Here is a 26,359-nt window from a genome sequence, read left to right on the forward strand (position 1 = left end):
AAAACTTTTGTTTTTTTACACACTAAAATTAAAATTTGTTATTTATCACCGTTTTATAGAAAAATTCTATATTCTTGCAGCTTAGATTTGAAGCAACAAAACATTTATAAATATAACGAACTATTTGACAAAGATACAAAAGAACTCAACAATAATAAAAGTTCTCTAGTTCTGGATCACGTTAGGAGTCTAGTGAAAGTCGCCTTATCGTTTAAACATCTTATTCCCAAACTCTATACTTGTATTAAGAACGGTTATACCTTTAATACATTTAAAAAAGACTTCATAGCCGGACTTACTGTAGGTGTATTAGCATTTCCTTTTGCCATTGCTATTGCTATCGGTGTCGGCGTATCCCCCATACAAGGTTTATTAGCATCCATCATCGGAGGATTTATAGCCTCAGCATTAGGTGGTAGCCGTGTTCTTATATCAGGACCCACTAGTGCTTTCATTTCTATACTTTATTGCATTTCAGCAAAATACGGCGTTGAAGGGTTATTTACAATCACCCTCATGGGAGGGATATTCCTCGTAGCCTTTGGACTTACTGGACTAGGCACCTTCATTAAATATATGCCCTATCCCGTCGTCACAGGATTAACAACAGGGTTAGCTGTTATCATTTTCTCCTCTCAAATTAGAGACTTTTTAGGTCTACAAATGGGGGATACTATCCCTACAGACTTTATTGCTAAATGGGTAGCGTATTGGGATTACCTATGGACATGGGATAGCAAAGCTTTTGCTGTAGGGCTGTTCACTCTACTCATCATGATTTACTTCCGTAATTACAAACCACGATATCCGGGAGTGATGATAGCAATTATCGTAGCTTCAACACTAGTTTGGTTACTAAAAATTGACATTCCCACGATCGGCAGTCGTTATGGAGCTCTACCACAATCTATACCTTTACCTGCATTCCCCCATCTCAGTCTGACAAAGATGTTACAACTCATGCCAGATGCATTAACCATTGCTGTTCTTTCAGGCATAGAAACCTTGCTGTCGGCTGTAGTTGCTGACGGTATGACTGGATGGAGACATCAATCTAACTGCCAACTCGTAGCTCAAGGCATTGCGAATATCGGGACATCTTTCTTTGCAGGGATGCCTGTAACAGGGTCTTTATCAAGAACAGCTGCAAGTATTAAATCTGGAGCTACCACTCCTATTGCAGGATTAATTCACTCCGCTTTTATTTGCGTTATTCTTTTGGCCTTAGCCCCCTTAACAGTAAAAATTCCCCTTACCTGTTTAGCCGCTGTCCTTATCCTCATTGCCTGGAACATGAGTGAAATTCACCACTTCATTCATTTATTTACCGCACCTAAAAAAGATGTCGTTGTTCTTCTGACCGTTTTTATTCTTACGGTTATGACAACCATCACGTCTGCAGTGCAGGTAGGTATGATGTTAGCCGCGTTTCTATTTATGAAACAAATGAGTGATCTTTCTGATGTGATATCCACAGCAAAGTTCTTTGATGAAAATAAGCAGACAAAAGATAATGATCTCTTTTCTAAATCTGAAGTTCCTGCTCATACAGAAATTTACGAAATCAACGGCCCATTTTTCTTTGGAATTGCCGATAGATTGAAAAATCTTCTAAATGAAATAGAGAAACCTCCTAAAATTTTCATATTGTGCATGAGTCGCGTACCTACAATCGACGCATCTGCTATGCACGCTCTAGAAGAATTCTTCCTTGAGTGTGATCGTCAGGGAACGCTTTTACTTTTAGCAGGAGTAAAAAAAACACCACTAAGTGATCTCAAACGTTATCATTTAGATGAACTTATTGGTGTTGATCACATCTTTTCGAATACGAAAAGTGCTCTCTTATTCGCTCAAGCCCTAATTAATTTAGAGAGCAAATCGTCTCATTAATGTTTCCCCACCATAGATTCGGGAACAACAAGACGATCGAACTCTTCTGCTGATAAGTAGCCCATCTGTATACAGGCTTCTTTTAAACTTAGGTTTTCATGAAAAGCTTTCAAAGCCATTTTCGAGCATTTATCATAACCTAAAACAGGAGTTAAGGCAGTAACAAGCATCAAAGAGTTATCCAAGTATTCTTTAAGTCGAAGCTTATTCACTCGCAAACCTGAAACAAAATAATCAGCAAAGGCTTGCATACCACCTGAGAGGATATCTACAGATTGTAAAAAGTTATAAATTATCAAAGGTTTCATTACATTAAGTTCGAAGTTCCCTCGACTTCCACCAACAATGATTGCCTGGTTATTACCAAGAACCTGAGCACAAACCATCTGCAAAGCTTCGCATTGCGTTGGGTTGATCTTCCCAGGCATTATCGAAGATCCCAGTTCATTCTCAGGAAATAGTAATTCCCCTAAACCGCATCGAGGACCTGATCCCAAAAAACTTAAATCTGTAGCAATCTTTGTTAAAGCACAGGATAAAGTAGCTAAAACACCATGAGCATGTACTAAAATATCGTGATTCGATAATGCTGAAAAATAATTAGATGAGGCAATGAAAGGCTCTCCTGTTTCTTGACGCAAATAGTGAATCATCTTATCTACAAAGCCTTCAGGAACATTTAATCCTGTTCCTACTGCTGTTCCTCCTATCGCTAATTCATACATGTGCGTCAGCGAAAAAGCCACTCTCTCTAAACATTGACGTATTTGGCTACTGTAACCAGAAAATTCCTGCCCTAATGTCATAGGAACAGCATCCATTAAATGTGTTCTGCCAATCTTGACACAATCTCGAAATTCCGCAACCTTAGCATCTAACGCCCTCTGTAAATGATCCAGAGCAGGAATGAGTTTCTTCTTCAGACTCATGACTGCAGCAATATGCATAGCTGTTGGGAATACATCATTTGAAGATTGAGATTTATTTACATGATCATTAGGATGTATGGGTGTTTTGCTACCTAAAACCCCTCCGTGACGTTGAATAGCTAGATTCGCAATCACCTCGTTCACATTCATATTTGATTGCGTTCCACTACCTGTCTGCCAAACTTTTAGAGGGAAATGTTCATCAAAATTGCCTGCGATAATCTCATCAGAAGCAGAAACAATCATGTCACAATATTTTGAATCTAGAAAACCTAGATCACGATTGGCCTTAGCAGCACATTTTTTAATCCATACTAAAGCTCGAATAACTTCTCGAGGCATCACCTCAGGAGCCCAGGAGAAATACTTCTGAGAACGCGCTGTTTGCGCTCCATACAACTTGTCTTCAGGGACTTCTACGATTCCTAAACTATCATTTTCTTGCCGCATATATTCTATTCCCCTATGATTCCCTTTTATTTTCCCCTCTACATTTACCAAATGAAAAAAAAACTTTTATGTTATTTTCTAACTACTTCATTTTTCCTTTTGTTTTGGGAATATTTTTCTAAAAATAATCCCTCCTTTTCCTTTTTATGCCCTCCACCATCAAAAATAGCTGTTAATTTTTTACATTCTACACATCTTATTGCTTCTTCTTCCTGGTATACTCTCCAAGGGATTTTAGGGGGATTCTTTTTAGCCCTATTATTGTCTATAGGGCTCGTCATCCTCATGCTAGCCTATAAACCTGCAAAAGATCTCCTGAACCCATTTTTCATATTGGTACAATGTACCCCCATGTTTACCCTAGCCCCTCTCATCGTACTATGGTTCGGCTGGGGATTGAATGCCGTCATTGTCCCGACAGCACTCACAGTATTTTTCCCATTAACAATCACGATCTATCAAGGGATAACATCAACTCCTGAAGAATTCCTAGAGCAATTTATTTTGCATCAAGCAACAAAACAACAAATTTTCATCAAACTACGTCTCCCTCATGCTCTTCCTCATATATTTTCAGGACTCAAAATTGCTATGGGATCTGCAGGATTTGCAGCAATAGCTGGAGAGTGGCTGGCTTCACAGTCTGGTCTAGGGATCCTTATCCTAGAAAGTCGAAGAAACTATGATATGGAAATGACCTTTGCAGGATTGTTTGCTTTAACCCTGCTCACATTTACTCTCTTTCAAAGCATTTTACTCATTGAGAAGCTAACCTTTGCCCTCTTTCGCATAGAAAAAACAACAAAGAAATATAGACTGCCTAATAAAAAATTCGCTTGTCTACTCATCCCATTACTCATTCTACCCCTATGGAAGTTTAAGACTAAGCAAGTACACCAAAGTCATCTCACACCTATAACTTTACTTTTAGACTGGACGCCTAACCCTAACCATATCCCGCTATATGTCGGCGTATCCAAAGGATTTTTCCGCGATCAAGGTATAGATTTACACATTCAAAAAAGTACAGATACAGGTGCGGTTATTCCCCATGTCCTATTTGAACAGGTCGACCTTACCCTATACCACGCTCTCGGAATAATAAAAACTTCGCTACAAGGAGCTGATATACAAATAGTTGGGTCTTTAATCGACTCTACACTACAAGGGTTTATCTATAGGAAAGAAAGTAATATTTCAAAAATAGAAGATTTGAATAATAAAGTTTTAGGATTCTGTTTAAACAACTCACGTGATCTTTCCTATCTATTAGAGACATTACGTCTACACGGTGTTGTTCCCTCGGAAGTACGAAATGTAAGCTCAGATTTAATCTCGCCAATGTTATTGAAAAAAATCGATTTCCTCTATGGAGCGTTTTACAATATAGAAGGCGCGAAACTAGAAACATTAGGAATGCCTGTAGGCTGCTTCCTCTCTGATTCCTATGGTCTTCCTACAGGGCCTCAGCTCCTTCTATGTGGAAAAAAAAATACCAAAGCCACCTCTCCAGAAGTTGTGGAGGCCATACAAATAGCTCTCCAAAAAAGCATTAACTATTGCAAAAAACACCCTAAAAAGTCCTTCCAAGCGTATATTAAAGCTACACCTGACACACCGAAAATCATTAAAGATGAATTTCTCCAATGGAAAATCACTCTCCCTTTACTGTCGAAATCTCAAGAGCCATTAAATACACATCTAATCGACACCTTGTTGCAGGCTATCCTAAAGCGCTATCCAAACTTTGAGGATAAAATCCTCAGTTTCTCTCCAGAGCAGATATACCCATCTAATTCACAGGTCTGCCAGGATGAGAAAAAACGTGAGCAAGACGAGATAGAACATCTCGAAGCACTTCCATTGGCTTCTGCTCAGCACTAATGCGCGATACCTTATGAATGGGATAATGTTGAATAATCGCATCTATGTCTTTTTGATAGGACTGCAAACGCTTTTGTAATACTTCAATACCTACTTCATTGATTCTTCCCTTACTATAGAGAGAATTTTGCGTGCGTTTGAGTAACTGCGCTTCTTCATGCACTTCTAAAATAATTACATGACGTACATGAATATAGGAATCAAGAAGCTTGGCTTGATCCACCGTTCTTGGAAGCCCACTAATAAGTAAATCCTGACGATCTGGAAGAAACTTCCCCGTAGCTATCAGCCCTTGAACATAGTAGTTCCAAACAACAACAACATCTTCATCAGGAATCAAAGATCCGGAAACTGCATATTTATGAAACAGTTGGCGAATCGGAGACTCTATAGGATAACAACGGAAAATATCTCCTAAAGAAACATAAACTTGGCTACCACCGTGTGCTATAAAATTTCCTAATAAATCTTTACCAGCACCCGGAGGACCGAATAAAAGAATAGAAGAAAAAGGTTTAGTATAAAGTTTTATGCTTTCAGCTATCAATTTATCGATCATAAGATATTTTAGATCCTATTTGTCATGTTTCTTCGCACTTTAGTTGATTACCTTGAAAAATAATAGCCCTAGCATATAAAAATTCTTCCCATGGACACTTTTTATTCTTTATTACCTCAAGCTTGTATACTATTGCTGGCGACGGATGCCTTAACTAATGTGTTAGTGTTAAATCACGTACTAGCGCGTTACTCAAGAAAAGAACGGTTGTCACTATTAGTACGAGAAAGTCTGTTCGCTCTTTTTAGCATGTTTGCTTTATATGAAGCCGCCGTGGGCACCTTGTATGTATTAAAAACTCCTCTATGTGCAATACAAGTTGTAGGAGGCATTGCCGTCACATTGACAAGCATGAGGGCTATTTTAAACCTAAGTAAAGAAAATAGTTGGAAAGGTTTTACGACTCCCTCCGCTCTATCTATGGTAACGCCCATCGCTTTACCTCTAATGATCGGTCCTTCTTGGCTAGCAGCTTGTTGCATTTTGATAGGGAAACGTTACAGCTTCGCTTCCATTTCTCTTATTCTTATTCTTTCTTGGGTCTTTATTTCTCTAACCACTATAATCTTACAAGTTTTTGTCAGCGGAGGAAAAGATAAGGCAAAGGTACTCCTTGCTACCCAAACAGTACTTGGTCTCTTCGCAACGATCGTGGGTACCCAACTACTCATGTCCGGACTACAACTCGCCTTCTTATAAAAGAGACATTTTATGCTAACTCTCATCAATCTTAGCTTATTATTTTACGTACTTTTTGATTCTCCTGGATCTATCCCTGTTTTCGTATCTCTGTTAAAGCGCTTTTCTGCCAAAAGGCAACAACGCATCATTCTCAGAGAATGTATTTTTGCTCTTGTTACCCTAATACTTTTTGTTACTTTCGGAAGAAAATTCTTCCACTTTCTTGACATTTCCTTGTACGCATTTCAATTTATTGGAGGCGTTCTACTGTTCTCCGTCTCATTAAAAATGATGCTTGTACCCCCACCAGTAGAATCCGACTCATCTGAACCACAATCCGAGCCCATCTTCTTTCCCCTGGCTTTCCCTGTAATCACTGGCCCTGCTGTAATTACTTCTTTACTCAGCTATATGGAAGAAGCTTTGTTATCTAAAGAAATTATTTTCAGTGCTATGATCATTGCTTGGGTACTTTCCGTATTTACTTTATTAAGTTCGAGCTTTTTTAATCACATTCTGGGATCTTCAGGCTTAGTCGCCTTAGAAAGATTATTCAGCATCGCGTTATTATTAATGTCGGCAAACCTCATGCTTAAAGGTATTTCAATAGCATTTAATATAGGATTTTATATTCAGTAGTGTAGATAAATGAAAAGAAATGATCCCTGCTGGTGTGGAAGCAAACGTAAATGGAAATATTGCCATCCTCTGGCCCCTAAACTATCTTGGGAACAACAAAAACAATATTACGCTTCGCAATACGATATTATTTTAAAGACTCCAAAACAAATCGAAAAAATCCGTCATGCTTGTCAAATAACTGCGCATATACTCGACGCTCTTTGCCAAGCATCTAAAGAAGGCGTAACTACAGAGGACTTAGACCAACTCTCCCGTCAATTACATAAAGAATATGACGCAATTCCAGCACCTCTAAATTATGGCTCTCCTCCTTTCCCAAAAACGATTTGCACTTCACTGAATGAAGTGATCTGTCACGGCATTCCTAACAATACCCCTTTAAAAAACGGCGATATCATGAACATCGATGTTTCTTGTATTGTTGATGGGTATTACGGAGATTGTAGCAATATGGTCATGATTGGCGAGGTCTCTGAAATAAAAAAACGCGTCTGTCAAGCATCTTTAGATTGTTTGAACGCAGCAATTGCTAGATTAAAGCCCTATGTACCTCTATACGAAATCGGCGAAGCTATAGAAGCTTGTGCCGATAGTTATGGATTTTCTGTAGTAGATCAGTTTGTAGGTCACGGTGTGGGTATAAAATTCCATGAAAACCCCTATGTCCCGCATTACAGGAATCGTAGTGCTATACCCTTGGCTCCTGGTATGATATTTACTATAGAGCCCATGATCAACGTAGGCAAAAAAGAAGGGGTTATAGATCCCAATAACCATTGGGAAGCAAGAACTTGCGACAATCAACCTAGCGCACAGTGGGAACACACCCTACTTATTACTGAGACAGGTTATGAGATACTAACTCTTCTAGAGAAATAATTTCTTCTTCCAGAGATTCTATATGCTCTAGAAGATTCTGAATTATCTCAATGTCTCTCATGTCTGTAAAGGTAGAGACATTTTCTTCTTGTTTTTGGAGGGTAAGATACTTTTCTCGAACTAAGAAAAGCTCCTTACGAACTTCTGTTAAAATCTCAGTTTTTTCTGCAAACTGTCCCCGCAATTGAATGTATTTATCCTTATAGGACTTAATTTCATGGTCATCAGCCGATATTTTAATTGCAGTCTCTTGTTCTTTTATACAAGCATGCAACTTAATAATTTCTTCATCCTTTTGATTTAAAAGATTCTGCAATTCTTCTAACTGTAACCGTAATTGCTCTACTTCTTGAACATAGGCCTGAAAACTATCACATTGATCTTCTAAACTCTTCCTTAAGAGTTTTTCTTCGATAAGCTGGTTTTCCAGAGACGTCATTTTTTCGTCTTTTTCTTGTAAAGCACGTAACCATAACTCAGTTCCCTCGTTCTCTCTATGTGAAACTGTGTCTTTTCCAGATACCCAAGAAAATACAGAAGTAGTCTCATCTCCAGCGACAAGACGGACATATTCGTTATGCAAAACAGCATAATCTTCTAGCCAACTATTTTTCTGATCTGCAAGAATTTGTAAATCCAAAGCCATATGTTCTTGTTTCTTACAAGAATCATGTAACATAGCTCGGCACTCTTTAAGCTCAGATTCTAAAGCATGTGCTCGTTTTTCTAAAAATTCACACGCTATAGATTTATCATGAACTGCTTGATCATAAGATATTTGTATCTCACTATACTCATTCGCTAATTGATCATATTTCTGTTGCCGTTCGTTATTTTCTTCATCAACAAAGGAAATACCAAAAACAAAAATTCCCCAAGATAATAAAAAAGCCAAAGACAATCCTAAAGCCCATAATAATGAAAAACTTACATTAATATATCTGTAATAATATACTGCTAAAAATACACAGGACACGACACCGTATCCCCAAAAACGAAAATATACAGACGCAACTAATGCTAAAGCAGAAAAAAACATAGTCAGTAGAAGTAAAGTGGCATCAACTACATAAGCACAACCTAATCCACTGAAAATCAAAATTATAGACGATAGAAATACCCATTCTACTGAGAAAGATCTACACCTTCCCAACAAAGTTCCCCACCTAAATCCTTGATAAACTTTTCGATAAAGACGCTTATTAAAAACGTGCATGGCCTCAAATCCCATACAAGAATACGCCTAGGACTCTTCTAAAGAGTCATGAGCTTTAGTTAATAAATAGCTAATTACAGCAGGATCTCCTTCATAGGTCATCTCCACTTTCATCTTGCCGTCTGAAGACACATGCGCGCAAGTCACCAGCACATAAGCACTCACATCCTCATCGAAAGTTCCTGCACCGTCATCACATTCGTTTCCAGACACTTCCTTCTCCTCGCTAGCTAAAGGCTACTATTCTCAATCAAGCAACCTCATGTGCACCGATTGATAGCAAGTCCTTTATTTTCTTTAGAAACTCTAAATTTTAGAGATAAAAACTTTTTTACTTTCCTTGCAAAATTTTTTAATTTTATTTGTCGCTAAAGGAAAACAACTTAATAAACAAACCAAGCGTTTGTTGAATTTATTATTTAATAAAACGTTTTGTTTATTGGTAAAATAAAACTAAACAAAACTAAAAAATTTTCCATTATGGCAGTACAACCTATTAACACCACATCTACAGCTTCAATAGCATCTGGAGAAGCGACGCAGGCTACTCAACTTCCCCCCTTGGATCCACTAAATACACCTCCTATTGGCGCTTTGCTTTTTAGCATTTACGAGCTTCTTTTACAAGCGATTGAAATTCGACAACAAACAGTTCTGACTCAATCACAACAATTAAATGATAATACTAATATCCAACAACAATTAAACCAAGCAACTAATCAAATCAAATTTGCTGTGGTAAGTGCTGGGGCGAAAGAAAACGAAATCACTCGTGTACAAAACCAAAACCAAAACTACTCTGCTCAAAGATCAAATATTCAAGATGAATTGGTTACTGCTAGACAAAATGGGCAAATTATTCTCTCACACGCATCTACGAACATCAACATCATCCAACAACTAGCCTCACAAGATTCTTCCTTCTTAAAGACGACCAGTTCTATTGGAAGTACAGTAAACCAATTAAATAAACCTCCTTCATAAGCAGGTAGGGAAACAACTTAAAGTTAATTGAAGATAAATAGGTAGGAAATTATGTGGTTCTCTTCTACACCACTGCAAGCTAACCCAAGAGCCGTTATCGATGTTCCAGGAACATCTATCACAGGCGGTCCTAATACAGCAACAGCTGATGAAATTATTGCAAAATTTGCTAAAGATTCCAATCCGCTGATTATTACCGTGTACTATGTCTATCAATCTGTATTGGTTGCTCAAGATAACTTATCTATTATCGCTCAAGAACTTCAGTCTAATGCTTCTGCTCAAACTTTTTTAAACAACCAAGAAGCTTTATACCAATACGTAACTATCCCTAAAAATAAATTAAACGATAACTCATCAGCATTCTTGCAAGATGTTCAAGCAACGAACCAAGCTGTTGGAGCTTCTAGACAAGCATTACAAAACCAAATTTCAGGACTAGGAAATGGCTCCCAAGTGATTTCAAGTCACTTGAATACCAATAATAACATTATCCAACAGTCTCTACAAGTTGGTCAGGCTTTAATTCAAACATTCTCACAAATTGTGAGCTTGATAGCTAACATTTAATTATAAGGAACCTAGAATAATGAGCGTCTATTCTATAGCACCAGATGTGGATAAAGTCCCTACAGTAGTTCCCCCATCGACAAAAGTTGTATCTGACAACACGGTAATAAATAAACCCTCTGCCATCTACTTCTGTATTTCCGTTATGCTACAGTTATTTACATCGACTACAGAATTTGGAAAAGCGATCATGGCAGTATTACAAGATAATACGATAGCTCAACAAAAGAAAACAAAAGAGCTAATCAACCTACCCTTATTAAAAGTCCCTGATCTGCAAAAAGCTGATAATTTTAATGAGGATAAGCCCGAGTACAAAAACCAAACTGAAATCCAAGCATACCAAACTTCAAACCAACAAATCTCTGCTAACCGACAGCTTATCCAACAAGAGCTTTCCGCAGCACAGCAAAGAGCTCAAGCAAATCAAAAGGCAGTGAATGCAACTTCTACAGAGTCTATGAAGTTATTGCAAGCAACTACAGCGCTCCTATCTTCATTACAAGAATATACTATTAAAGCAAATCTAACGACATCTCCGTCTGATTAATTATTTAATGACTTCTAATAAAACAATCCATAATCTAGTATAAGGCATTACTAAAAAGAAAAGAATCAGGTCAAACCTCTATGAGGGTTATCTTTCCAGATAAACATAATAAAAACCCGTTTCTCACTCAGGTACTTAGACAGCTTCCTTCATTTATCTTAATAACCTCGTGTATATCTCCCCTACTTTCATACCTGATGAAAAGGTTATTCGGTATTCCAGGGATCATCGAAACTCTAGCCCTATCCAGAGCAGGAATTCATAAACACAATTTTTGGCAGTTTATTACCTATCCCCTCATTACAGCTGACTCCCTATGCATCCATAAAGAAGGCTGCATGGACATCACACAACGTCTACTCGTGAGAAATGTATTAGGCTTCACCTTTTTCTATAAAACAACTAACCACATTATTCGAAAACTAGGATCGATAACTTTTCTTATTCTTGTGACTAGCCAAATCCTAATAACAGGAGTAGTGGTGTGGGCATGTCTCAAATTATTTCATAGTTCGCAAGCCCTATTCGGACCAGAATGTTTAATTAGCACGCTTATGCTCATTTGGGTTTTCCTAGATCCAGAAAAACGCCTTGGCCTTCACCCCTTCCCAATAACCATATCACGTAAATGGGGATTTGTCGTTTTGGCAGCCTTTTACTTCCTGATTCTACTATTTTCTGGAGCCTTTGCATTATTCTTCGGATCCATACTCTCATTAATCCTGGGCGTTCTGTTTTGCTATAAAGAAAAAATTCCTAACCCTTACAGAATATCCCGAATCTTTTAAGCTTCATCGGCAAATAAAGCTAAAATTGCTGCTCTAGCCTCACCTAATCCGGAAAGCACCCCCTCTTCAAAACGGAACAAAGGGTTTTCTTCCAATAAAGAAAAATCCATAGGTTGCAACACATCGTCCGAAGTTAAATTAGGAATGATTTGCTCCCCCACGTTTTGTAAACGAGATTTTTGATTTTCATAAAGCTGATTCAACAACTCATGAATTTTATTTTTCATTTTTCTCTTTTCGCTTCTCTATAAAAAATTGTTTCATTAATTGCTCAGCATCCGCACAACAAATTCCGAAGAAACACTCCACCTGATGAAATGGATGTTTTTCTTTAAAAACATTAAGCCAACTCCCCCCTGCTCCCAAACGCAAATCAGGGGCTGCCCAAACGATTCTACGAATGCGAGCCAGTTGTATAGCTCCGGCACACATCAAACAAGGCTCAAGAGTACAATAGAGCACAGTATCAACCAAACGCCAGTTCTCTAAATATTGTGCTGCAGCTCCAATACATAAAATTTCAGCATGAGCTGTCGGATCTTGAAGTTTTTCCGTCGTGTTATGACCTCGAGCAATGATTTTATTATCTTTTACGATCACACAGCCCACAGGAACTTCGTCCTCATCATAAGCCTGGCGCGCCTCCTTAAGAGCCTGATTCATAAAAAATATATCTTTTTCTATATCCATCGCCTGTATACTAGATAACTCAAAACTACTTTTTGCATCGGATTATAAGAAAAAAATTCCCTAATAAGAAATAGTAAAAAGTCGTCATATTAGTTTAACGACCATTTTTCAATGAGATCAAAAACGTAGAATTTTTATTTTCAAATCAAAAAAACCCATCTCACTATACCAAAAGGTGTACATTAACAAACTTCTCAAGTATAATTGGCTTTTGCGGCAATTATTTTAAGGAGACATCCAATGTCTTTGGATAAGGGAACTAAAGAAGAAATTACAAAAAAATTTCAACTTCACGAAAAGGATACCGGTTCAGCAGATGTGCAAATCGCCATATTAACAGAACACATTACAGAACTAAAAGAACACCTCAAGAGATCTCCTAAAGACCAAAATTCTCGACTAGCTCTGCTTAAGTTGGTAGGACAAAGACGAAAGCTCTTAGAGTATCTTAATTCTACAGATACCGAAAGATATAAAAATTTAATTTCAAGATTAAATCTAAGAAAATAATCTTTTATTTATTTTCCCCGGCAAAAAAATCTAATTAGGAGACCTTCATGACATTTGAAACTATTTCTGTTACCCTTGAAGAAGGCAAAACGTTAGTATTTGAAACGGGGAAAATAGCGCGTCAGGCTAACGGCGCAGTTCTTGCTCGCATGCAAGAAACATGGGTCTTTTCTTCTGTTTGTGCGGCTAACCTTGAGGAAGCTGTTGACTTCCTACCTCTAAGAGTTGACTACCAAGAAAAGTTTTCCTCTATAGGAAAAACTTTAGGCGGGTTTATTAAAAGGGAAGGTCGCCCAACAGAAAGAGAAATTTTAACTTCTCGCCTGATAGATCGCTCCATGCGTCCTTCGTTACCCAACCGGTTAATGCAGGACATTCAAATTTTATCTTACGTATGGTCATACGACGGAGTCACTCTTCCTGATCCCATCGCAATTTGCGGTGTTTCTGCAGCCTTAGCAATTTCTGACATTCCTCAGACTAGTATTGTCGCTGGTGTTCGTGTCGGCTTTGTGAACAATCGTTGGGTAGTTAACCCAACAAAAGCGGAAATGGACGTTTCCAGAATGGAACTCGTTTTAGCAGGAACAGAAAATGCTATCCTAATGATCGAGGGACACTGCGACTTCTTCACAGAAGAGCAAGTTATCGAAGCTATTGAGTTTGGTCACAAACACATTGTTACTATATGCAAGGCACTAAAGGATTGGCAAAAACACATAGGTAAAGAAAAAAATACAAGTGGAATTGTTTCTCTTCCAGAGGAAGTCCAATCTGCCGTAAACACATTTGTGGAAGGAAAGTTTGTTGACCTCCTGAAAATTAAGGAAAAGAAAGCTTTCGAGGCTGCTTCAAAACAGTTAGAAAATGAAGTCATCGAACAGCTCCAAGAAGAAAATGAAGTCTTTACTGCGTTCAATATTAAAATTGCTTTTAAGCAAGCAAAGTCTAACTTCATACGTGGTTTAATACGTGAACAAGGTCTACGTTCTGATGGACGTTCTGTAACGACTATTCGTCCTATCTCTATTGATACGTCTTTCCTCCCCAGGACTCACGGCAGTTGCTTATTTACTCGGGGAGAAACTCAAACTATGGCTGTCTGTACGTTAGGTAGCGAAGCCATGGCCCAACGGTATGAAGACTTAAATGGTGAAGGATTAGCCAAATTTTACTTACAATACTTCTTCCCTCCCTTTTCTGTTGGAGAAGTAGGAAGGATCGGCTCTCCAGGAAGAAGAGAAATCGGTCACGGTAAACTTGCGGAAAAAGCATTAAGTCACACGCTACCCGATCCTATGAAGTTCCCCTATACTATCCGCATAGAATCCAATATTACAGAATCTAATGGTTCTTCATCTATGGCATCTGTTTGCGGAGGTTGTTTAGCTTTAATGGATGCTGGGGTGCCTATTAAAACTCCTATAGCTGGTATAGCCATGGGACTAATATTAGAGGATGACCATGTAACTATTCTCTCAGATATTTCCGGATTAGAAGATCATTTAGGTGATATGGATTTCAAGGTTGCTGGAAATACCGAAGGAATTACAGCATTTCAAATGGATATTAAAGTAGAAGGCATTACTCCTGATATTATGCGAGCTGCCCTAGCCCAAGCTAAAGAAGGTCGTCAAGATATTCTTGAAACCATGAAACAAGCTCTTGCGGCTCCTAAAACCGACTTATCCCAATACGCTCCTCGCATTGAAACAATGCAAATTAAGCCGAATAAAATTGCTACTGTTATTGGGCCCGGAGGTAAACAGATTCGTCAAATTATTGAAGAAGCTGGAGTACAAATTGATATTAATGACTCGGGTCTTGTCAGTATTTCTGCCTCTTCACCACAAGCCATAGAGAAAGCTAAATCTATTATTGAAGGCTTAGTTGGCGAAGTTGAAGTAGGTAAGATTTATGAAGGTCGCGTAACATCTGTTGTCCCTTTTGGAGCCTTTGTTGAAATTCTCCCTGGTAAAGAAGGTCTTTGCCATATTTCTGAATTTTCTAAACAACGTATAGACAATGTTGGTGATTTCGTTAAACAGGGGGACACCCTAACTGTTAAACTTTTAAGCATCAACGAAAAAGGACAGTACAAACTCAGTCATAAAGCTACTCTCAGTGAGTAGTCCCCCCCTTTTTCCTTTATTGTTTTTCTTTAGATCTTTTTGAAAAGATAAAAAAAAAGCCCCTAGTTAGGGGCTTTTCACATCAGTACATAATCTATAGATTATGTAGTGGTGTTATTGAGTTTTAACGTACCATCTTTCATAGCATCTTCTTGAGGAGGAGGAGGAGGTAAATCGTCAGAAACTTTCTTGAACGTCATACCTTCTTCTTTTAAACGTGCTCGTTTTTTCTCTGGGTCCCAAGTGTGATCCATGATTTCTTTAACATCTTTAGCGTCTAAAGTTTCAAACTCTATTAACATCTGAGTCATCAATTCCACTTCATCACGATGTTCTCTGATGATGGTTAACGCGCGTTGGTATGCAGCATCCAATAAGGCACGCAACTCACTGTCAATAGCTTTTGCAGTTTCCTCTGAATAACTTTTCTCATGATAAGAGCCGTAACCTGTAGAGGTATCTGAACGCTCATCATAAGTTACAGTACCTAATTGCTCACTCATTCCCCATTCGCAAACCATACTACGAACTAATTTCGTAGCTTGAGAAATATCTTGCTGAGCGCCACTAGAAATATCCCCTAAAAAGATATCTTCTGCGGCTCGGCCTCCCATAAGAACAGCCAACTGATCAAACAACTCTTTTTTCCAGTAGCTAAGTTTATTCTTCTCAGGAAGAAAATGCGTAGCTCCTAAAGATAAACCCCTAGGAATAATAGTAACTTTGTCCACAGGATCGGCATGTTGAACACACAGCCCAACAACCGCATGACCTGATTCATGATAGGCTGTTGTTTTTCGTTCTTCAGCATCCATTTCTAAGCTACGACGCTCTTTACCATAGAGAACCTTATCACGAGCTTCAGCAACATCTACAGCAGTCACTGCAGTACGATCCTTACGCGCAGCAAGAAGAGCAGCCTCATTTAATAAATTCTCTAAATCTGCTCCTGAAGCTCCGGGAGTACTTCGTGCAACTGCCATAAGATCGACTTTAGGATCCAATTTGATTCTCTTCGCATGTACGGAAAGAATTTCAAATCTCCCCTTAATATCAGGTAAATTCATCACCACACGACGATCAAAACGTCCAGGACGCAATAAAGCCTTATCTAAAACATCAGGACGATTCGTTGCAGCCATGAGGATCACACCCTCATTAGTGCCAAAACCATCCATTTCTACAAGCAGTTGGTTTAATGTTTGCTCACGTTCATCATGACCTCCGCCTATACCAGCGCCTCGATGACGACCTACAGCATCGATCTCATCAATGAAAATAATGCAAGGAGCATTTCTCTTAGCTTGTTCGAACATATCGCGAATACGACTAGCTCCAACACCAACAAACATCTCTACAAAATCAGATCCGGCTATAGAAAAAAATGGTCGGTCCGCTTCTCCAGAAACAGCTTTAGCTATTAAAGTTTTTCCTGTTCCAGGAGGCCCGATTAACAACACGCCTTTAGGGATTCTTCCCCCTAAACTCGTAAATTTCGTAGGGTTCTTAAGAAAGTCTACGATTTCTATTAATTCTTCTTTTGCCTCTTCTATACCCGCAACATCAGCAAAAGTGACTTTGTTTTGGCCCTTCATTAACAAGCGCGCTGGAGATTTCCCGAAGGACATTGCTGAACCGTTCATACCACGCACTTGTCTAGAAAAGACAAAATAGACAAAGACAAGCACAAGTATAATAGGTAAGAAAGTAAACAGATATCCTATGTAATGCGGCGCAGGCTCTTCACTCTTAAATGTTTTCTCTAATACTAAATTTCGTGGCTGATCCGGAGCTTTGAAAGTTAAAGCACGGTTATTGGAGAATCCTTCCCACTCTTGTTTAGCTCCAGAAAACCAATGAGCAAATACCTCAGGGTCTTGTTTTTCCAAAGCTCGAGAAGATAGCTCTTGGTTATTAAAATACCACACCACCTGGCTAAGCTCACCACGAAGCTTATCTAACTGTGCTTGATTAATCTGACTATCTTCTATAAGTTTCTCATATTTACTACGTTCTTCACGATATAAACGTACAGAACGCAATTGTCCAAAATGCTCTCCTCTATCAGATAAAACTAGTGATGTAGAAATCCTCTGTAGAGAAGATAAAACTTTCTCATAGAGAACACTAAGCTGCTCCGCATCCATTGACTGAGTTAGAGAAAGCTCAACCTGTTGATAAAAATCTTTGAGTTCACGCTTTATACTCTCAGAACCTATGCCCAAAGCTGGGGACAAATATTTCCCAATAAGCTCATATAAATCAGAACCAAACGTACGTAAAGCTTCACTAGATCGAGGCAGGGTGGGATAACGTTGCTCTAAAGAACGCAAATTGACAATTTGGAAATTATTCGAACCATGAATAACAAGAGCTTCCAAAGAAGACTTTCCTAATTCTGCACTAGGAGATATCACATAACCTGTTTCAGGAACCGGAAACCCAGAAATTGCGGAAAACCACAAAACAGAACTCTCGACCTCTTTTGCAAGATTATCGACATTCTTACTCACTTCCTGAAGATCAAACTCTAATTGATGTTTTTGATCTATTAACTCTAAGTAATGATAACGCAGCTGACTGTCAGCTGTTGGAGATTCACGAAAACGCCCACTAAACGAGACTAAATTATCGTTTAGGGCAATTTTCCTACTATCTTCAGGATAAATCAATTTTAAATTTACTAAATGCTCTAGCTGATGGCTAAAACTGACCCGAGCTTTCTTGGCAACTAGAAAATTTTGAACAGCAATCACGCCGAAAATTACACCAAATAGAAGGAAAAAAAATACCGTAGGAAAATTTTTTTTCGATTCGGGCTTTATTTTTTTATCTTTAGACATAAACTACACAACTAAGCTAATCAATCAGACAGGTAATTATTTAATGTAGCATATTTTTTATTATTTTGTTTATAAAACCAAGTTATAAAATAAAAAATATGAAAATCTGCTTATACAATGACCTACTACTCATCATCTTCGAATACAGTATAAGAACCGTCATTATATACTTTCTATTCTATCATTACTACCCCAGCTTTTACGATGACTCTTTTATCTCGAAGTCGCATTTCTGCTGGTAAATTCCGGCTTAAATGATCATAAACCATTTGTAAAAAATGCCTTGAAACAACAATACCAACCTTATAAAAGAACTCCTTACACACCCACTTAGCAAGAAAAACTTGTTCTATCAATGGCTTAGGAATTTCAATAGAGCAAGTTGTATGTTCTTGCCGTATATTTTCAAGAAAGGGTTGCGCTTGTTGTTTCATATAACAGGAAAGTTCCTCAGAATCTTGAGCGAGTGTGAGTAAAGGTTGTGTGATGTTCTTAGCAAAAATTTCTTCTAACCAAGGAAATATCTTATTCCGCATTCTAGCACGTAGATACCGTTCATCAGTATTTGTTACATCATGAACATAGGCAATATTTTCAGCATCTAAAGTCTGCATTAAAACCTGTTTGGGGATATGCAATAAAGGCCGTAAAAGAGGGATTCTGTTGTAAGAGGCTCCACTCGTCATCCCTTTTAAATTCCCTAAACTCGCTCCCTCTAATACACGCTTTAATACAGTTTCTGCTTGATCATTAGCATGATGAGCTAAAAAGATCCCCGCAAGGTTGTCTTCCCGACAAATTTTACAAAATAATGCATAACGATAACGCCTCGCCGTATTTTCTGGATCTTTTGATGTTGTATATTTGGAAGGAACATGATCGACTATAAGGGGAACGCCTTCTTCTTGACATCTAAGCTTAAGCTCCTCAGCTTCACGATAAGATGACTCTCTCCATCCGTAATCTACGTGAACAGCAGTAAAAGAGACTCCTCGAGATTTAAGAAGATATAGGAGAAATAATGAATCGCTTCCTCCTGATAAAGCAAGTAGATAGCTTTTTTTCATATCTAAAGCAGAAAAAAAAACTTCTAATCGCTTATCATTTCTGAGTAGGCAAGATAACATAATTTAAATACATGTCCGTATAAATTCATTACAAATACTTTCAGGCTTATCAACTTACAGAGATAGGCTTACTTTGTCCTTAACCTTGAATAACTCCTGATACCAGGTATGCTATGCCCATTTTATGGAAAGTCTTAATTTTCCGTTATTTAAAAACTGTGACTTTTTGCACGCTTAGCCTTATCTGTATTTCTATTATTAGTTCGCTTCAAGAAATCGTTAGTTATATAGCAAAAGACGTTCCTTATCCAACAGTGTTGCGACTAACAGCTTACCAGATTCCCTACTTATTGCCCTTTATTCTTCCTATTTCTTGCTTTATTTCTGCTTTCTCGCTTTTTCGAGGATTGTCTGATAATAACCAAATTACCTTCCTGAAAGCATCTGGAGCTTCCCAAGCGATCATTACTTTTCCGGTGCTTATGGTTTCTTGCGCCATTTGTTGTGTAAATTTTTATACATGTTCTGAATTAGCTTCTATTTGTCGTTTTCAAACCTGTAAAGAAATTGCCAATATGGCCATGACTTCGCCGACATTATTACTCCAGACACTACAGAAGAAAGAAAGCAATCGTATTTTTATTACTGTGGATCATTGTGCTAAAAGTAAATTTGACAATGTAATTACTGCTTTAAAAAGAGATAAAGAAATTGCTAATGTGGGGCTGATTAAAACTATCATTCCCGATGTTGCTAATGATACTGTACAAGCACGGGGTGTAGTGATGATCTCCAAGCTGCCCTCCACACTGACGGATCAATGCTCTTCGCATTCCAAAGAATACTATATAGAGACCTTAGATGAAATGTTAATTCCTAAGATAACTTCAACGTTATTTGCTGGAAAATCTTACATGAAAACGCGGACAGATTATTTACCTTGGAAGCAACTTGTAAAACAATCATTTAGCCATACATATCTACCCGAAACCTTAAGAAGAATTGGTATAGGTTTGCTCTGTATTACTCTTACCTATTCTGGTATGGTTTTAGGTACCTATAAGCCAAGATTTCGCAAATCCATAACTCTTTATTGTATTTTCCCCGTGATGGATTTAATTTTATTAATAGTTGGCAAAAACACGTCCTCTCTATTTCCTGCTCTTACGTTGTTTATTTTCCCTCAGGTAATTTCTTGGATTGTTTTTGCTATCAAAGCGTATCGAGAAAATAGGGGTTATGCATAAGTCATGTATATTTGGAAACGTTATGTGTTAACCAAGTTTTGGTTTTCCTTGGTATCATTAATTGTATTAGCTTTTGTTTTTTATGCCTCTATTCATCACTCTCTTCATACTATCAAAGGGAATACTACCTCTCTGGCCTCAGGGGCATCGTTAAAGCTCTCCATTCTCTATTACCTAGCCCAGATAGCTCTTAAAGCAGAATTCCTCATTCCGCAGCTAGTGGCTGTAGCAACTACCATCACTCTATTTTCCATGCAAAATAAACGTGAAGTCCTTCTCCTACAAGCCTCCGGACTCTCTTTGAAGTCTTTAACAGCTCCTTTGATCCACTCGAGTTTTATTATTACACTACTTTTATATGCGAATTTCCAATGGCTACATCCTATATGTGAACAAATATCCACAACTAAAGAACATATAGACAGAGGCACTCTAGATAAAGTCCAAGACAAAGTCCCCGCTCTCTACCTTAAAGATCAAACCGTTCTACTGTACTCTTCTATTGAGCAGAAAACATTAACCTTGAATCAGGTGTTTTGGATTAAAAATCCTAAAACGATCTACACGATGGAAAAACTGGCATTTACAACACCATCTCTTCCTATAGGGCTAGATGTTATACGCTTTTCTGCAACAGAATCGGGAAGTATGGAGCTGAGTGAATACTCTGATATGAAAGAGTTCCCTGAAATTGAATTTGGATTTTACGATAATCCTTTTTCTAAAATTTTCACAGCAGGAGGGAAAAATCGCCTTTCGGAGTCGTTTCAAGCTATTCCTTGGAATGCCACAGGCTTAGGGTTGTCTACAACTATTCCTCAACGTATCTTATCTTTATTGTCGACATTTTACTATATGCTAATTTCTCCTTTAGCTTGCATATCCTCTATGATTATCTCTGCGTATCTTTGTTTACGATTCAGTCGTGTTCCTACAGTGACTCTTGCCTACCTTGTGCCTTTAGGAACAATAAATACCTTTTTCATCTTCTTAAAAGCAGGTATGGTCCTGGCTAACAGTAGTGTGTTACCGATATTGCCTGTAATGTTCTTCCCGTTAATTATCTTAGCTATAATCACAAACTATGCTTATGCTAAGCTTCAATGATTTCATTGAGATAACCTGAGAACTGCCATTTTTCTAAATCATAATTGTAGAACGGTCTAAGGTTAGAAAGGTTCTGTCTATTTTTCCTCAAACAATTGAGAAATTTACTCATCAATTCTATATGATGTGCAAATACCAGCCGGTCTCTAGCTACTAAAGTCGGTGCAAGAACCTTTGTCATCAGCAATTTTAATTTGTGCTCATCCCAAGCTTCTTCACTAGCAAAGAAAGTAAATCCTGCAATGAGTATCGATGCGTAATCCAATCCGTCCTTAGACATGACTATAAGGTTATTTGGATCTATAATTTCTATAAGCTTAAAGACTGTGAGGTAGGAAATAATATGCAATAGCAAGAGTTTATCGTTTTTAAATAAAATCTTTTTCTTAGAGAAGAAAGTGTCTTTTAGAACTGAGAGGCTAGCGTCAAGAAAATCATAAATTTGGCCTTTGGATATACTCGGAACGGAAAACAATGATAAAGATCCGGATTTATTGAATTCTTCTTTAAAGATAGAAAAGAATCCAACAAAGGTTTCTTGTTCTCCGTGAACTTTTTCCATATGTTTTAATAGATCCTCAGGTTCTGGGAATGAAAATATATGCGCCTTATCGATGCTATCTAAGCTTTCTTCTATAACACGGCTTCTTGCACGATCTTTCCTAGATAAACGATTCTGTATGTTTAAAATTAGTGTGATATCTCCGAGGCCTTCCTTAGCATTGAGAAATCCGATAAACTCCTCATTACAATTCGCATAGAGTATAGAGCTTTGTGTTATAGGGCTTGGGGATCTTATGATATTTATTGATTTATCTCCTAACTTCAATGTGCCTTCTAATCCTGGAAATACTCCTAAAACAATAGGATCAAATACTGTGGAGCGAGAATCTAATATTCTGTCTATAGCTTTAAATAAAGGGCCATTCGGATATTTAGAAAACAACCGATACAATTCCTCGTACACTTCAGAAACGTATTGTCCGGATGATAGAGGTTTCTTATCTTTCTCGTTTTGGATTTTTGAGTGTATATGAAAATATAAATATCGAGCTGCTTCTGTAAATGTCAGTTTAGTTTCAAAAATCCCACTACTTAAAGAAGACATTAGTGTGTGTGCATGTCGATAATGCGTCTCATTAGTAGGAACATTGTTTTGTGTTTTCCATGCATCTCTCAAGAAATAGAGAAAATCATTAAAGTATTGGAGATTATCTTTCTGAGGATTATGAGAAACCATGGTGGTTGGATATCTAGATAAGAACAGCCCCATGACAGCATTGTGTATTTTTTCTGTAGATTTGATCTCTAGATTACTCAAAGCCTTCTGATAAAATAACCGTATAGGCATATCGTTCGTGAATACTAACGAAGACGCTAAATTATGAAGTTCTTCGCTATTCCAAACTGATGTTTTTATTAACGGGTCACCTTCATGAGCTGTTTCATGAATCTTTCCCTGTTTGCAGATAATCTGCGTGAGTGTATCTGTATAAAAACGCCGATTCTCCTCGTCAGACATGTAGAAAAGCTCATAGGAACGGTCTCGTTTTACTTCTACTAAGTTATTTAAGAAATGCTCTTCCTCCTGCATTTCTTCTAATTCCCGTTCGATGATTTCTTCGTTGTCTTCTTCTTCCTTAATAATCTTTCGGCTGAGATTGGCTTGTGTTTTATTGTACACCCTACTTAGCTCAGAATAATCATGAACTAAACTCTGGTATAGCCCTCGCTCTCTACTTTCTAGGAAAGAAAAGACGTTTTGCACCCCAGCTATAAGGAAATTAGACTCTTGTAAAGCCTTATTTGCTTCGCTTTTAGGTAGAGAACCCGCTTTCTTAAGATAATCTTCTATATTCTTGATTGCCTGTTTCATTTCATCGACACAATGATCTTCAGAAAATACATCATCAGGCTTAGTGTTACGAATAAAAGACGATGGCAAATTATAAGAAATCTTTTTTAACTTCTCTAAATGCTGCAATGCTTTTTCAAAATTATGACAAGACTTTCGCATATTTACTCTTAAACGAATCAAAAAATTAGATTATTATCTTACGATCGTTATATTAGTTTATTATAAAAATAATTTAACCATCAAACTAATTTGAAAAGAAAACGAAACTACAATTAATAAAACATTGAATTAAAGAAATTAAAAACTGATAAAAAAATAAGAGAGGATAAAAATAAGAGAAAAGCTTGAAATACGCTAAAAGACTGACATCTAAAAAGAAACGGAAGAAGAGGGATTCGAACCCCCGGACCCTTTCAGGTCTCCTGTTTTCAAGACAGGTGCATTAAACCGCTCTGCCATTCTTCCTTAAGAAAACTGCTGTAAAAACCTTAAGTCGTTTTCACAGAAAAGACGAATATCGGAGATACCATGTTGTAACATAGCTAACCTCTCGATACCCATGCCAACAGCGTAGCCTGTATAGATCTCAGGATCAAATCCGCTGTTACGCAAAACTTGAGGATGTATCATACCAGCTCCAGCTACTTCTAGCCAACCAGTATGTTTACATAAGGAACATCCTGCTTGTCGACATTCACAAGAAACATCGACTTCTATTCCCGGCTCAACAAAAGGAAAGTAGCTGTGACGTAAACGCAACTCTATTTCCCTTTCAAAGAACGTATGGTAAAACTCCGTAAGCATCGCTGTCAAGTCAGAAAGTGTTACATAACGATCGAGATAAAATGCCTCTACTTGATGAAAAATCACATGGGAGCGCGCTGAAATATCCTCGTTACGGAAACATAGACCTGGAGCGACTACTTTTATCGGAGGTTGCCCTTTGCGTAGTTCTCTAACCTGAACGTTGGATGTGTGTGTGCGTAATACTGTTTTAGGATCTAAGTAAAAAGTATCATGCATTTGTCTCGCGGGGTGATCTTCCTCGAAATTCAGCAAAGAAAAGTTATTTTCTTCACTTTCGATGTTTGGAGCTTCGCGAACACAGAAACCGAGATGAACAAAGATATCCACAACATCGTCTAAAACTTTTTTCACGATGTGTTTCCCTCCAGGACAATGCGGTTCTCCTGGCAAGGTAATATCAATCTTTTCTCTTAAGAATTCTGCTGCTTCTTCTGCTAAAAGGATCGCATGATTTTTATCACGGATGAGATTTTCGATATAGGTTTTACAGTCATTTATGGAAGCACCCATTAGAGCCTTTTGGTCTGCAGGACACTCCCTTAACTTATCTGCAAAACAACGGAAAAGACCTTTCTTCCCTAGATAACGCACCTTTAGGTCAAAAAGATCTTTTGAAGAGTTAACTTGACTGAGTTCTGCACAAAATTGTTGCTTTGTAGCTTCAAGCTCCTCTTGAATCGCCATGAGATTTATTTCCTAAAGATTTGCCTCTAAAGCTTTTTTAGCTTGATTAGCCACTTCTGCAAAACCCGTGGGGTTATGAATAGCCATTTCTGATAGCATTTTTCTGTTTAAATCGATTCCAGCGCACTTTAAGCCATTAATTAAGCGGCTGTAGGATAAACCGTTGATTCTAGAAGCGACGTTAAGACGAGCAATCCAAAGGCTGCGGAAGTCACCTTTACGATCTTTTCTATGCATGTAATTGAACGCCATAGCTCTCATTACTGAGGAGCGGCTTTGACGAAAATGGCCTTTTCTATCTCCCCAAAAGCCTTTAGCTTGTTTTAATATACGCTTACGACGGCACCTGGAAGCTACTGAACCTGTTGCTCTCACCATAATACAATTCCCTTACCTTTAAACAAGCATCATTCGCTTATACATACCTACTTGTCCCTTATCGACTAAAGGCTGCTTAGATAGGTTACGTTTTTCCTGCGAAGATTTTTTCGATAATTTATGCCTCTTGCCTGGACGAGTTCTCTTTAACTGGCCAGAACCTGTCAACTTAAAACGCGCCGCAACGGACTTATTGCTTTTCATCTTGGGCATTGATCTTGTCCTGCTTTTTCTTAGTTTTTACCGTTCCTGGAGCGACTACGCAAATTAAGGAACGACCATTTAATTTTGGCTCAGATTCTATGAATCCTACGTCTTCGAGACCTTGGCTCATCTTTTGCACAACTGTGTACCCGTGTTCTGGGTAAGCAAGTTCACGACCTCGAAACATACACGTAATTTTTACTTTATTCCCTTTCTCAATAAAGCCTCGTGCTTGTTTTAACTTTGTAGCGAAGTCATTGTCATCAATATTTGGCTTCAATTTGACTTCTTTCACACGGACTTGGTGTTGAGCTTTTTTAGAGTCTTTCTCTTTCTTTGTGAGATTATAGCGATATTTGCCATAATCCATAATTTTACATACAGGTGGCTCGCTGTTTGAAGCAACTTCCACAAGATCTAAATCGGACTCCCTGGCCAAGTCTAGAGCATCTTTGGTATTCAATATACCCAATTGCTCGCCAGCAGAACCTATAAGACGGACTTTAGGAGCTCGTATCTGTCTGTTAATTTTTAAATTTAATGCCACACTCTATCCCAGTTGCTCGTTAATACGATTCTTTAAATGATCAGAGGCTAGTACTTTGCCCTGGAGAAAACCTATAGAAACAATCTTCTCCTCATCTAGACAAAGAAAGATAGAATCTTAGAGAATCCTTAAAAGAAAAGCAATTGAAATCCCATTGCCCAACAGCTTGTTTGAGAACTTTTCATCTCCTAACATAGGGGAATCCTGCCTTTTCAAAACTTATTTTATAATACTCTAAATAAAAAATGGTTGAAAGTCAT

Annotated in this window: 26 protein-coding genes and 1 tRNA gene; 13 read left to right on the top strand and 14 right to left on the bottom strand. The window is 37.9% G+C overall.

What is annotated here, in order from left to right; translation table 11 throughout:
• Positions 1 to 192: 192 nt before the first annotated feature.
• Positions 193 to 1,893 carry an SLC26/SulP family anion transporter gene (locus tag CHAB577_RS03765; RefSeq protein ID WP_011097285.1) on the top strand — a complete coding sequence of 567 codons (1,701 nt, stop codon included), beginning with the start codon at positions 193 to 195 and terminating at the stop codon, positions 1,891 to 1,893.
• Here CHAB577_RS03765 and fumC read toward each other — a convergent pair.
• A complete protein-coding gene (gene fumC / locus CHAB577_RS03770) occupies positions 1,890 to 3,272 on the bottom strand; it encodes a class II fumarate hydratase (RefSeq protein ID WP_011097286.1) in 1,383 nt (460 codons plus the stop codon). The genes CHAB577_RS03765 and fumC overlap by 4 nt on opposite strands.
• Positions 3,273 to 3,323: 51 nt before the next feature.
• Here fumC and CHAB577_RS03775 point away from each other — a divergent pair, with 51 nt between their 5' ends.
• A complete protein-coding gene (locus CHAB577_RS03775; protein ID WP_011097287.1) occupies positions 3,324 to 5,156 on the top strand; it encodes an ABC transporter substrate-binding protein in 1,833 nt (610 codons plus the stop codon).
• Here CHAB577_RS03775 and CHAB577_RS03780 read toward each other — a convergent pair.
• Complete coding sequence (locus CHAB577_RS03780; RefSeq protein WP_011097288.1) at positions 5,065 to 5,715, bottom strand: nucleoside monophosphate kinase; 651 nt, start codon at positions 5,713 to 5,715, stop codon at positions 5,065 to 5,067. The two genes, CHAB577_RS03775 and CHAB577_RS03780, sit on opposite strands and share 92 nt — an antisense overlap.
• Before the next feature lie 90 nt (positions 5,716 to 5,805).
• Here CHAB577_RS03780 and CHAB577_RS03785 point away from each other — a divergent pair, with 90 nt between their 5' ends.
• From CHAB577_RS03785 to CHAB577_RS03795, 3 genes are read left to right on the top strand one after another with little or no spacing between them, the layout of a single operon-like run.
• Positions 5,806 to 6,414 (top strand): MarC family protein, encoded by a 609-nt coding sequence (locus CHAB577_RS03785; protein ID WP_006344331.1) that lies wholly within the window; start codon positions 5,806 to 5,808, stop codon positions 6,412 to 6,414.
• Between the two features lie 12 nt (positions 6,415 to 6,426).
• Complete coding sequence (locus CHAB577_RS03790; protein WP_011097289.1) at positions 6,427 to 7,035, top strand: MarC family protein; 609 nt, start codon at positions 6,427 to 6,429, stop codon at positions 7,033 to 7,035.
• Positions 7,036 to 7,044: 9 nt separating this feature from the next.
• Positions 7,045 to 7,917 (top strand): methionyl aminopeptidase, encoded by an 873-nt coding sequence (locus CHAB577_RS03795; RefSeq protein ID WP_011097290.1) that lies wholly within the window; start codon positions 7,045 to 7,047, stop codon positions 7,915 to 7,917.
• On the opposite strand, the gene CHAB577_RS03800 is transcribed toward CHAB577_RS03795, so the two are convergent.
• Entirely contained in the window at positions 7,874 to 9,022 is a 1,149-nt protein-coding gene (locus tag CHAB577_RS03800) for a hypothetical protein (RefSeq protein WP_173024181.1), read from the bottom strand. The two genes, CHAB577_RS03795 and CHAB577_RS03800, sit on opposite strands and share 44 nt — an antisense overlap.
• A 138-nt stretch (positions 9,023 to 9,160) precedes the next feature.
• Positions 9,161 to 9,346 (bottom strand): hypothetical protein, encoded by a 186-nt coding sequence (locus tag CHAB577_RS03805; protein ID WP_006344335.1) that lies wholly within the window; start codon positions 9,344 to 9,346, stop codon positions 9,161 to 9,163.
• Between the two features lie 267 nt (positions 9,347 to 9,613).
• Between CHAB577_RS03805 and CHAB577_RS03810 the strand changes: the two genes are divergently transcribed.
• The 4 genes from CHAB577_RS03810 (at position 9,614) to CHAB577_RS03825 (ending at position 12,025) form a co-directional block, all read left to right on the top strand.
• Positions 9,614 to 10,117, top strand: a complete 504-nt coding sequence (locus tag CHAB577_RS03810; protein ID WP_011097292.1) for a DUF720 domain-containing protein — start codon at positions 9,614 to 9,616, stop codon at positions 10,115 to 10,117.
• A gap of 51 nt (positions 10,118 to 10,168) precedes the next feature.
• Entirely contained in the window at positions 10,169 to 10,687 is a 519-nt protein-coding gene (locus CHAB577_RS03815) for a DUF720 domain-containing protein (RefSeq protein WP_011097293.1), read from the top strand.
• A 19-nt stretch (positions 10,688 to 10,706) separates the two neighbouring features.
• Positions 10,707 to 11,237 carry a CT847 family type III secretion system effector protein gene (locus tag CHAB577_RS03820; protein ID WP_011097294.1) on the top strand — a complete coding sequence of 177 codons (531 nt, stop codon included), beginning with the start codon at positions 10,707 to 10,709 and terminating at the stop codon, positions 11,235 to 11,237.
• Positions 11,238 to 11,317: 80 nt separating this feature from the next.
• Positions 11,318 to 12,025, top strand: a complete 708-nt coding sequence (locus CHAB577_RS03825) for a hypothetical protein (RefSeq protein ID WP_011097295.1) — start codon at positions 11,318 to 11,320, stop codon at positions 12,023 to 12,025.
• On the opposite strand, the gene CHAB577_RS03830 is transcribed toward CHAB577_RS03825, so the two are convergent.
• Complete coding sequence (locus CHAB577_RS03830; protein ID WP_006344340.1) at positions 12,022 to 12,252, bottom strand: hypothetical protein; 231 nt, start codon at positions 12,250 to 12,252, stop codon at positions 12,022 to 12,024. The two genes, CHAB577_RS03825 and CHAB577_RS03830, sit on opposite strands and share 4 nt — an antisense overlap.
• Positions 12,242 to 12,715 carry a tRNA adenosine(34) deaminase TadA gene (gene tadA / locus CHAB577_RS03835; RefSeq protein ID WP_011097296.1) on the bottom strand — a complete coding sequence of 158 codons (474 nt, stop codon included), beginning with the start codon at positions 12,713 to 12,715 and terminating at the stop codon, positions 12,242 to 12,244. Before tadA ends, CHAB577_RS03830 begins: the two co-directional genes overlap by 11 nt.
• A 240-nt stretch (positions 12,716 to 12,955) precedes the next feature.
• On the opposite strand from tadA, the gene rpsO reads away from it, so the two are divergent.
• Positions 12,956 to 13,225: a 30S ribosomal protein S15 gene (rpsO, locus tag CHAB577_RS03840; RefSeq protein WP_006343425.1), complete on the top strand. Its 270-nt coding sequence runs from the start codon at positions 12,956 to 12,958 to the stop codon at positions 13,223 to 13,225.
• A gap of 47 nt (positions 13,226 to 13,272) precedes the next feature.
• The gene (gene pnp, locus CHAB577_RS03845) at positions 13,273 to 15,357 is read left to right on the top strand and encodes a polyribonucleotide nucleotidyltransferase (protein WP_011097297.1); all 2,085 of its coding nucleotides are present in this window, start codon (positions 13,273 to 13,275) and stop codon (positions 15,355 to 15,357) included.
• Between the two features lie 101 nt (positions 15,358 to 15,458).
• Here the strand turns inward: pnp and ftsH are convergent, their stop codons facing one another.
• Complete coding sequence (ftsH, locus tag CHAB577_RS03850; protein ID WP_011097298.1) at positions 15,459 to 18,200, bottom strand: ATP-dependent zinc metalloprotease FtsH; 2,742 nt, start codon at positions 18,198 to 18,200, stop codon at positions 15,459 to 15,461.
• Between the two features lie 173 nt (positions 18,201 to 18,373).
• Positions 18,374 to 19,327, bottom strand: a complete 954-nt coding sequence (tilS, locus tag CHAB577_RS03855) for a tRNA lysidine(34) synthetase TilS (protein WP_086393212.1) — start codon at positions 19,325 to 19,327, stop codon at positions 18,374 to 18,376.
• A gap of 113 nt (positions 19,328 to 19,440) precedes the next feature.
• Between tilS and CHAB577_RS03860 the strand changes: the two genes are divergently transcribed.
• Together CHAB577_RS03860 and CHAB577_RS03865 are read left to right on the top strand one after the other, a co-directional pair.
• On the top strand, positions 19,441 to 20,514 hold the full coding sequence (locus CHAB577_RS03860) for an LptF/LptG family permease (RefSeq protein ID WP_011097300.1): 1,074 nt from the start codon (positions 19,441 to 19,443) through the stop codon (positions 20,512 to 20,514).
• 3 nt (positions 20,515 to 20,517) lie between these two features.
• Positions 20,518 to 21,621 carry an LptF/LptG family permease gene (locus tag CHAB577_RS03865; protein WP_011097301.1) on the top strand — a complete coding sequence of 368 codons (1,104 nt, stop codon included), beginning with the start codon at positions 20,518 to 20,520 and terminating at the stop codon, positions 21,619 to 21,621.
• On the opposite strand, the gene CHAB577_RS03870 is transcribed toward CHAB577_RS03865, so the two are convergent.
• From CHAB577_RS03870 to infC, 6 genes are all read right to left on the bottom strand, one after another.
• Entirely contained in the window at positions 21,608 to 23,638 is a 2,031-nt protein-coding gene (locus CHAB577_RS03870; RefSeq protein WP_011097302.1) for a hypothetical protein, read from the bottom strand. The two genes, CHAB577_RS03865 and CHAB577_RS03870, sit on opposite strands and share 14 nt — an antisense overlap.
• A 221-nt stretch (positions 23,639 to 23,859) precedes the next feature.
• Positions 23,860 to 23,944: transfer RNA gene (locus CHAB577_RS03875), tRNA-Ser, on the bottom strand.
• Positions 23,945 to 24,970: a phenylalanine--tRNA ligase subunit alpha gene (gene pheS / locus CHAB577_RS03880; RefSeq protein ID WP_011097303.1), complete on the bottom strand. Its 1,026-nt coding sequence runs from the start codon at positions 24,968 to 24,970 to the stop codon at positions 23,945 to 23,947. It lies immediately after the preceding tRNA gene.
• Between the two features lie 12 nt (positions 24,971 to 24,982).
• Entirely contained in the window at positions 24,983 to 25,348 is a 366-nt protein-coding gene (gene rplT / locus CHAB577_RS03885) for a 50S ribosomal protein L20 (RefSeq protein ID WP_041461344.1), read from the bottom strand.
• A gap of 18 nt (positions 25,349 to 25,366) precedes the next feature.
• Positions 25,367 to 25,561, bottom strand: a complete 195-nt coding sequence (gene rpmI / locus CHAB577_RS03890) for a 50S ribosomal protein L35 (protein WP_011006725.1) — start codon at positions 25,559 to 25,561, stop codon at positions 25,367 to 25,369.
• Complete coding sequence (infC, locus tag CHAB577_RS03895) at positions 25,539 to 26,099, bottom strand: translation initiation factor IF-3 (protein WP_041461345.1); 561 nt, start codon at positions 26,097 to 26,099, stop codon at positions 25,539 to 25,541. Before infC ends, rpmI begins: the two co-directional genes overlap by 23 nt.
• Between the last annotated feature and the right edge of the window lie 260 nt (positions 26,100 to 26,359).

Source organism: Chlamydia abortus, from assembly GCF_002895085.1.
In the GTDB taxonomy this organism is placed as follows: Bacteria; Chlamydiota; Chlamydiia; order Chlamydiales; family Chlamydiaceae; genus Chlamydia; species Chlamydia abortus.

What these genes read in the sequence shown, in the direction of transcription:
- tadA (WP_011097296.1), bottom strand. Translation starts at nt 12,715, where the DNA reads ATGGATATAGAAAAAGATATATTTTTTATGAATCAGGCTCTTAAGGAG.
- tilS (WP_086393212.1), bottom strand. Translation starts at nt 19,327, where the DNA reads ATGTTATCTTGCCTACTCAGAAATGATAAGCGATTAGAAGTTTTTTTT.
- CHAB577_RS03810 (WP_011097292.1), top strand. Translation starts at nt 9,614, where the DNA reads ATGGCAGTACAACCTATTAACACCACATCTACAGCTTCAATAGCATCT.
- pnp (WP_011097297.1), top strand. Translation starts at nt 13,273, where the DNA reads ATGACATTTGAAACTATTTCTGTTACCCTTGAAGAAGGCAAAACGTTA.
- rplT (WP_041461344.1), bottom strand. Translation starts at nt 25,348, where the DNA reads ATGGTGAGAGCAACAGGTTCAGTAGCTTCCAGGTGCCGTCGTAAGCGT.
- CHAB577_RS03780 (WP_011097288.1), bottom strand. Translation starts at nt 5,715, where the DNA reads ATGATCGATAAATTGATAGCTGAAAGCATAAAACTTTATACTAAACCT.
- CHAB577_RS03790 (WP_011097289.1), top strand. Translation starts at nt 6,427, where the DNA reads ATGCTAACTCTCATCAATCTTAGCTTATTATTTTACGTACTTTTTGAT.
- CHAB577_RS03820 (WP_011097294.1), top strand. Translation starts at nt 10,707, where the DNA reads ATGAGCGTCTATTCTATAGCACCAGATGTGGATAAAGTCCCTACAGTA.
- CHAB577_RS03815 (WP_011097293.1), top strand. Translation starts at nt 10,169, where the DNA reads ATGTGGTTCTCTTCTACACCACTGCAAGCTAACCCAAGAGCCGTTATC.
- CHAB577_RS03870 (WP_011097302.1), bottom strand. Translation starts at nt 23,638, where the DNA reads ATGCGAAAGTCTTGTCATAATTTTGAAAAAGCATTGCAGCATTTAGAG.
- ftsH (WP_011097298.1), bottom strand. Translation starts at nt 18,200, where the DNA reads ATGTCTAAAGATAAAAAAATAAAGCCCGAATCGAAAAAAAATTTTCCT.
- CHAB577_RS03795 (WP_011097290.1), top strand. Translation starts at nt 7,045, where the DNA reads ATGAAAAGAAATGATCCCTGCTGGTGTGGAAGCAAACGTAAATGGAAA.
- rpsO (WP_006343425.1), top strand. Translation starts at nt 12,956, where the DNA reads ATGTCTTTGGATAAGGGAACTAAAGAAGAAATTACAAAAAAATTTCAA.
- CHAB577_RS03785 (WP_006344331.1), top strand. Translation starts at nt 5,806, where the DNA reads ATGGACACTTTTTATTCTTTATTACCTCAAGCTTGTATACTATTGCTG.
- CHAB577_RS03860 (WP_011097300.1), top strand. Translation starts at nt 19,441, where the DNA reads ATGCCCATTTTATGGAAAGTCTTAATTTTCCGTTATTTAAAAACTGTG.
- CHAB577_RS03825 (WP_011097295.1), top strand. Translation starts at nt 11,318, where the DNA reads ATGAGGGTTATCTTTCCAGATAAACATAATAAAAACCCGTTTCTCACT.
- pheS (WP_011097303.1), bottom strand. Translation starts at nt 24,970, where the DNA reads ATGGCGATTCAAGAGGAGCTTGAAGCTACAAAGCAACAATTTTGTGCA.
- CHAB577_RS03865 (WP_011097301.1), top strand. Translation starts at nt 20,518, where the DNA reads ATGTATATTTGGAAACGTTATGTGTTAACCAAGTTTTGGTTTTCCTTG.
- rpmI (WP_011006725.1), bottom strand. Translation starts at nt 25,561, where the DNA reads ATGCCCAAGATGAAAAGCAATAAGTCCGTTGCGGCGCGTTTTAAGTTG.
- CHAB577_RS03775 (WP_011097287.1), top strand. Translation starts at nt 3,324, where the DNA reads ATGAAAAAAAAACTTTTATGTTATTTTCTAACTACTTCATTTTTCCTT.
- fumC (WP_011097286.1), bottom strand. Translation starts at nt 3,272, where the DNA reads ATGCGGCAAGAAAATGATAGTTTAGGAATCGTAGAAGTCCCTGAAGAC.
- CHAB577_RS03830 (WP_006344340.1), bottom strand. Translation starts at nt 12,252, where the DNA reads ATGAAAAATAAAATTCATGAGTTGTTGAATCAGCTTTATGAAAATCAA.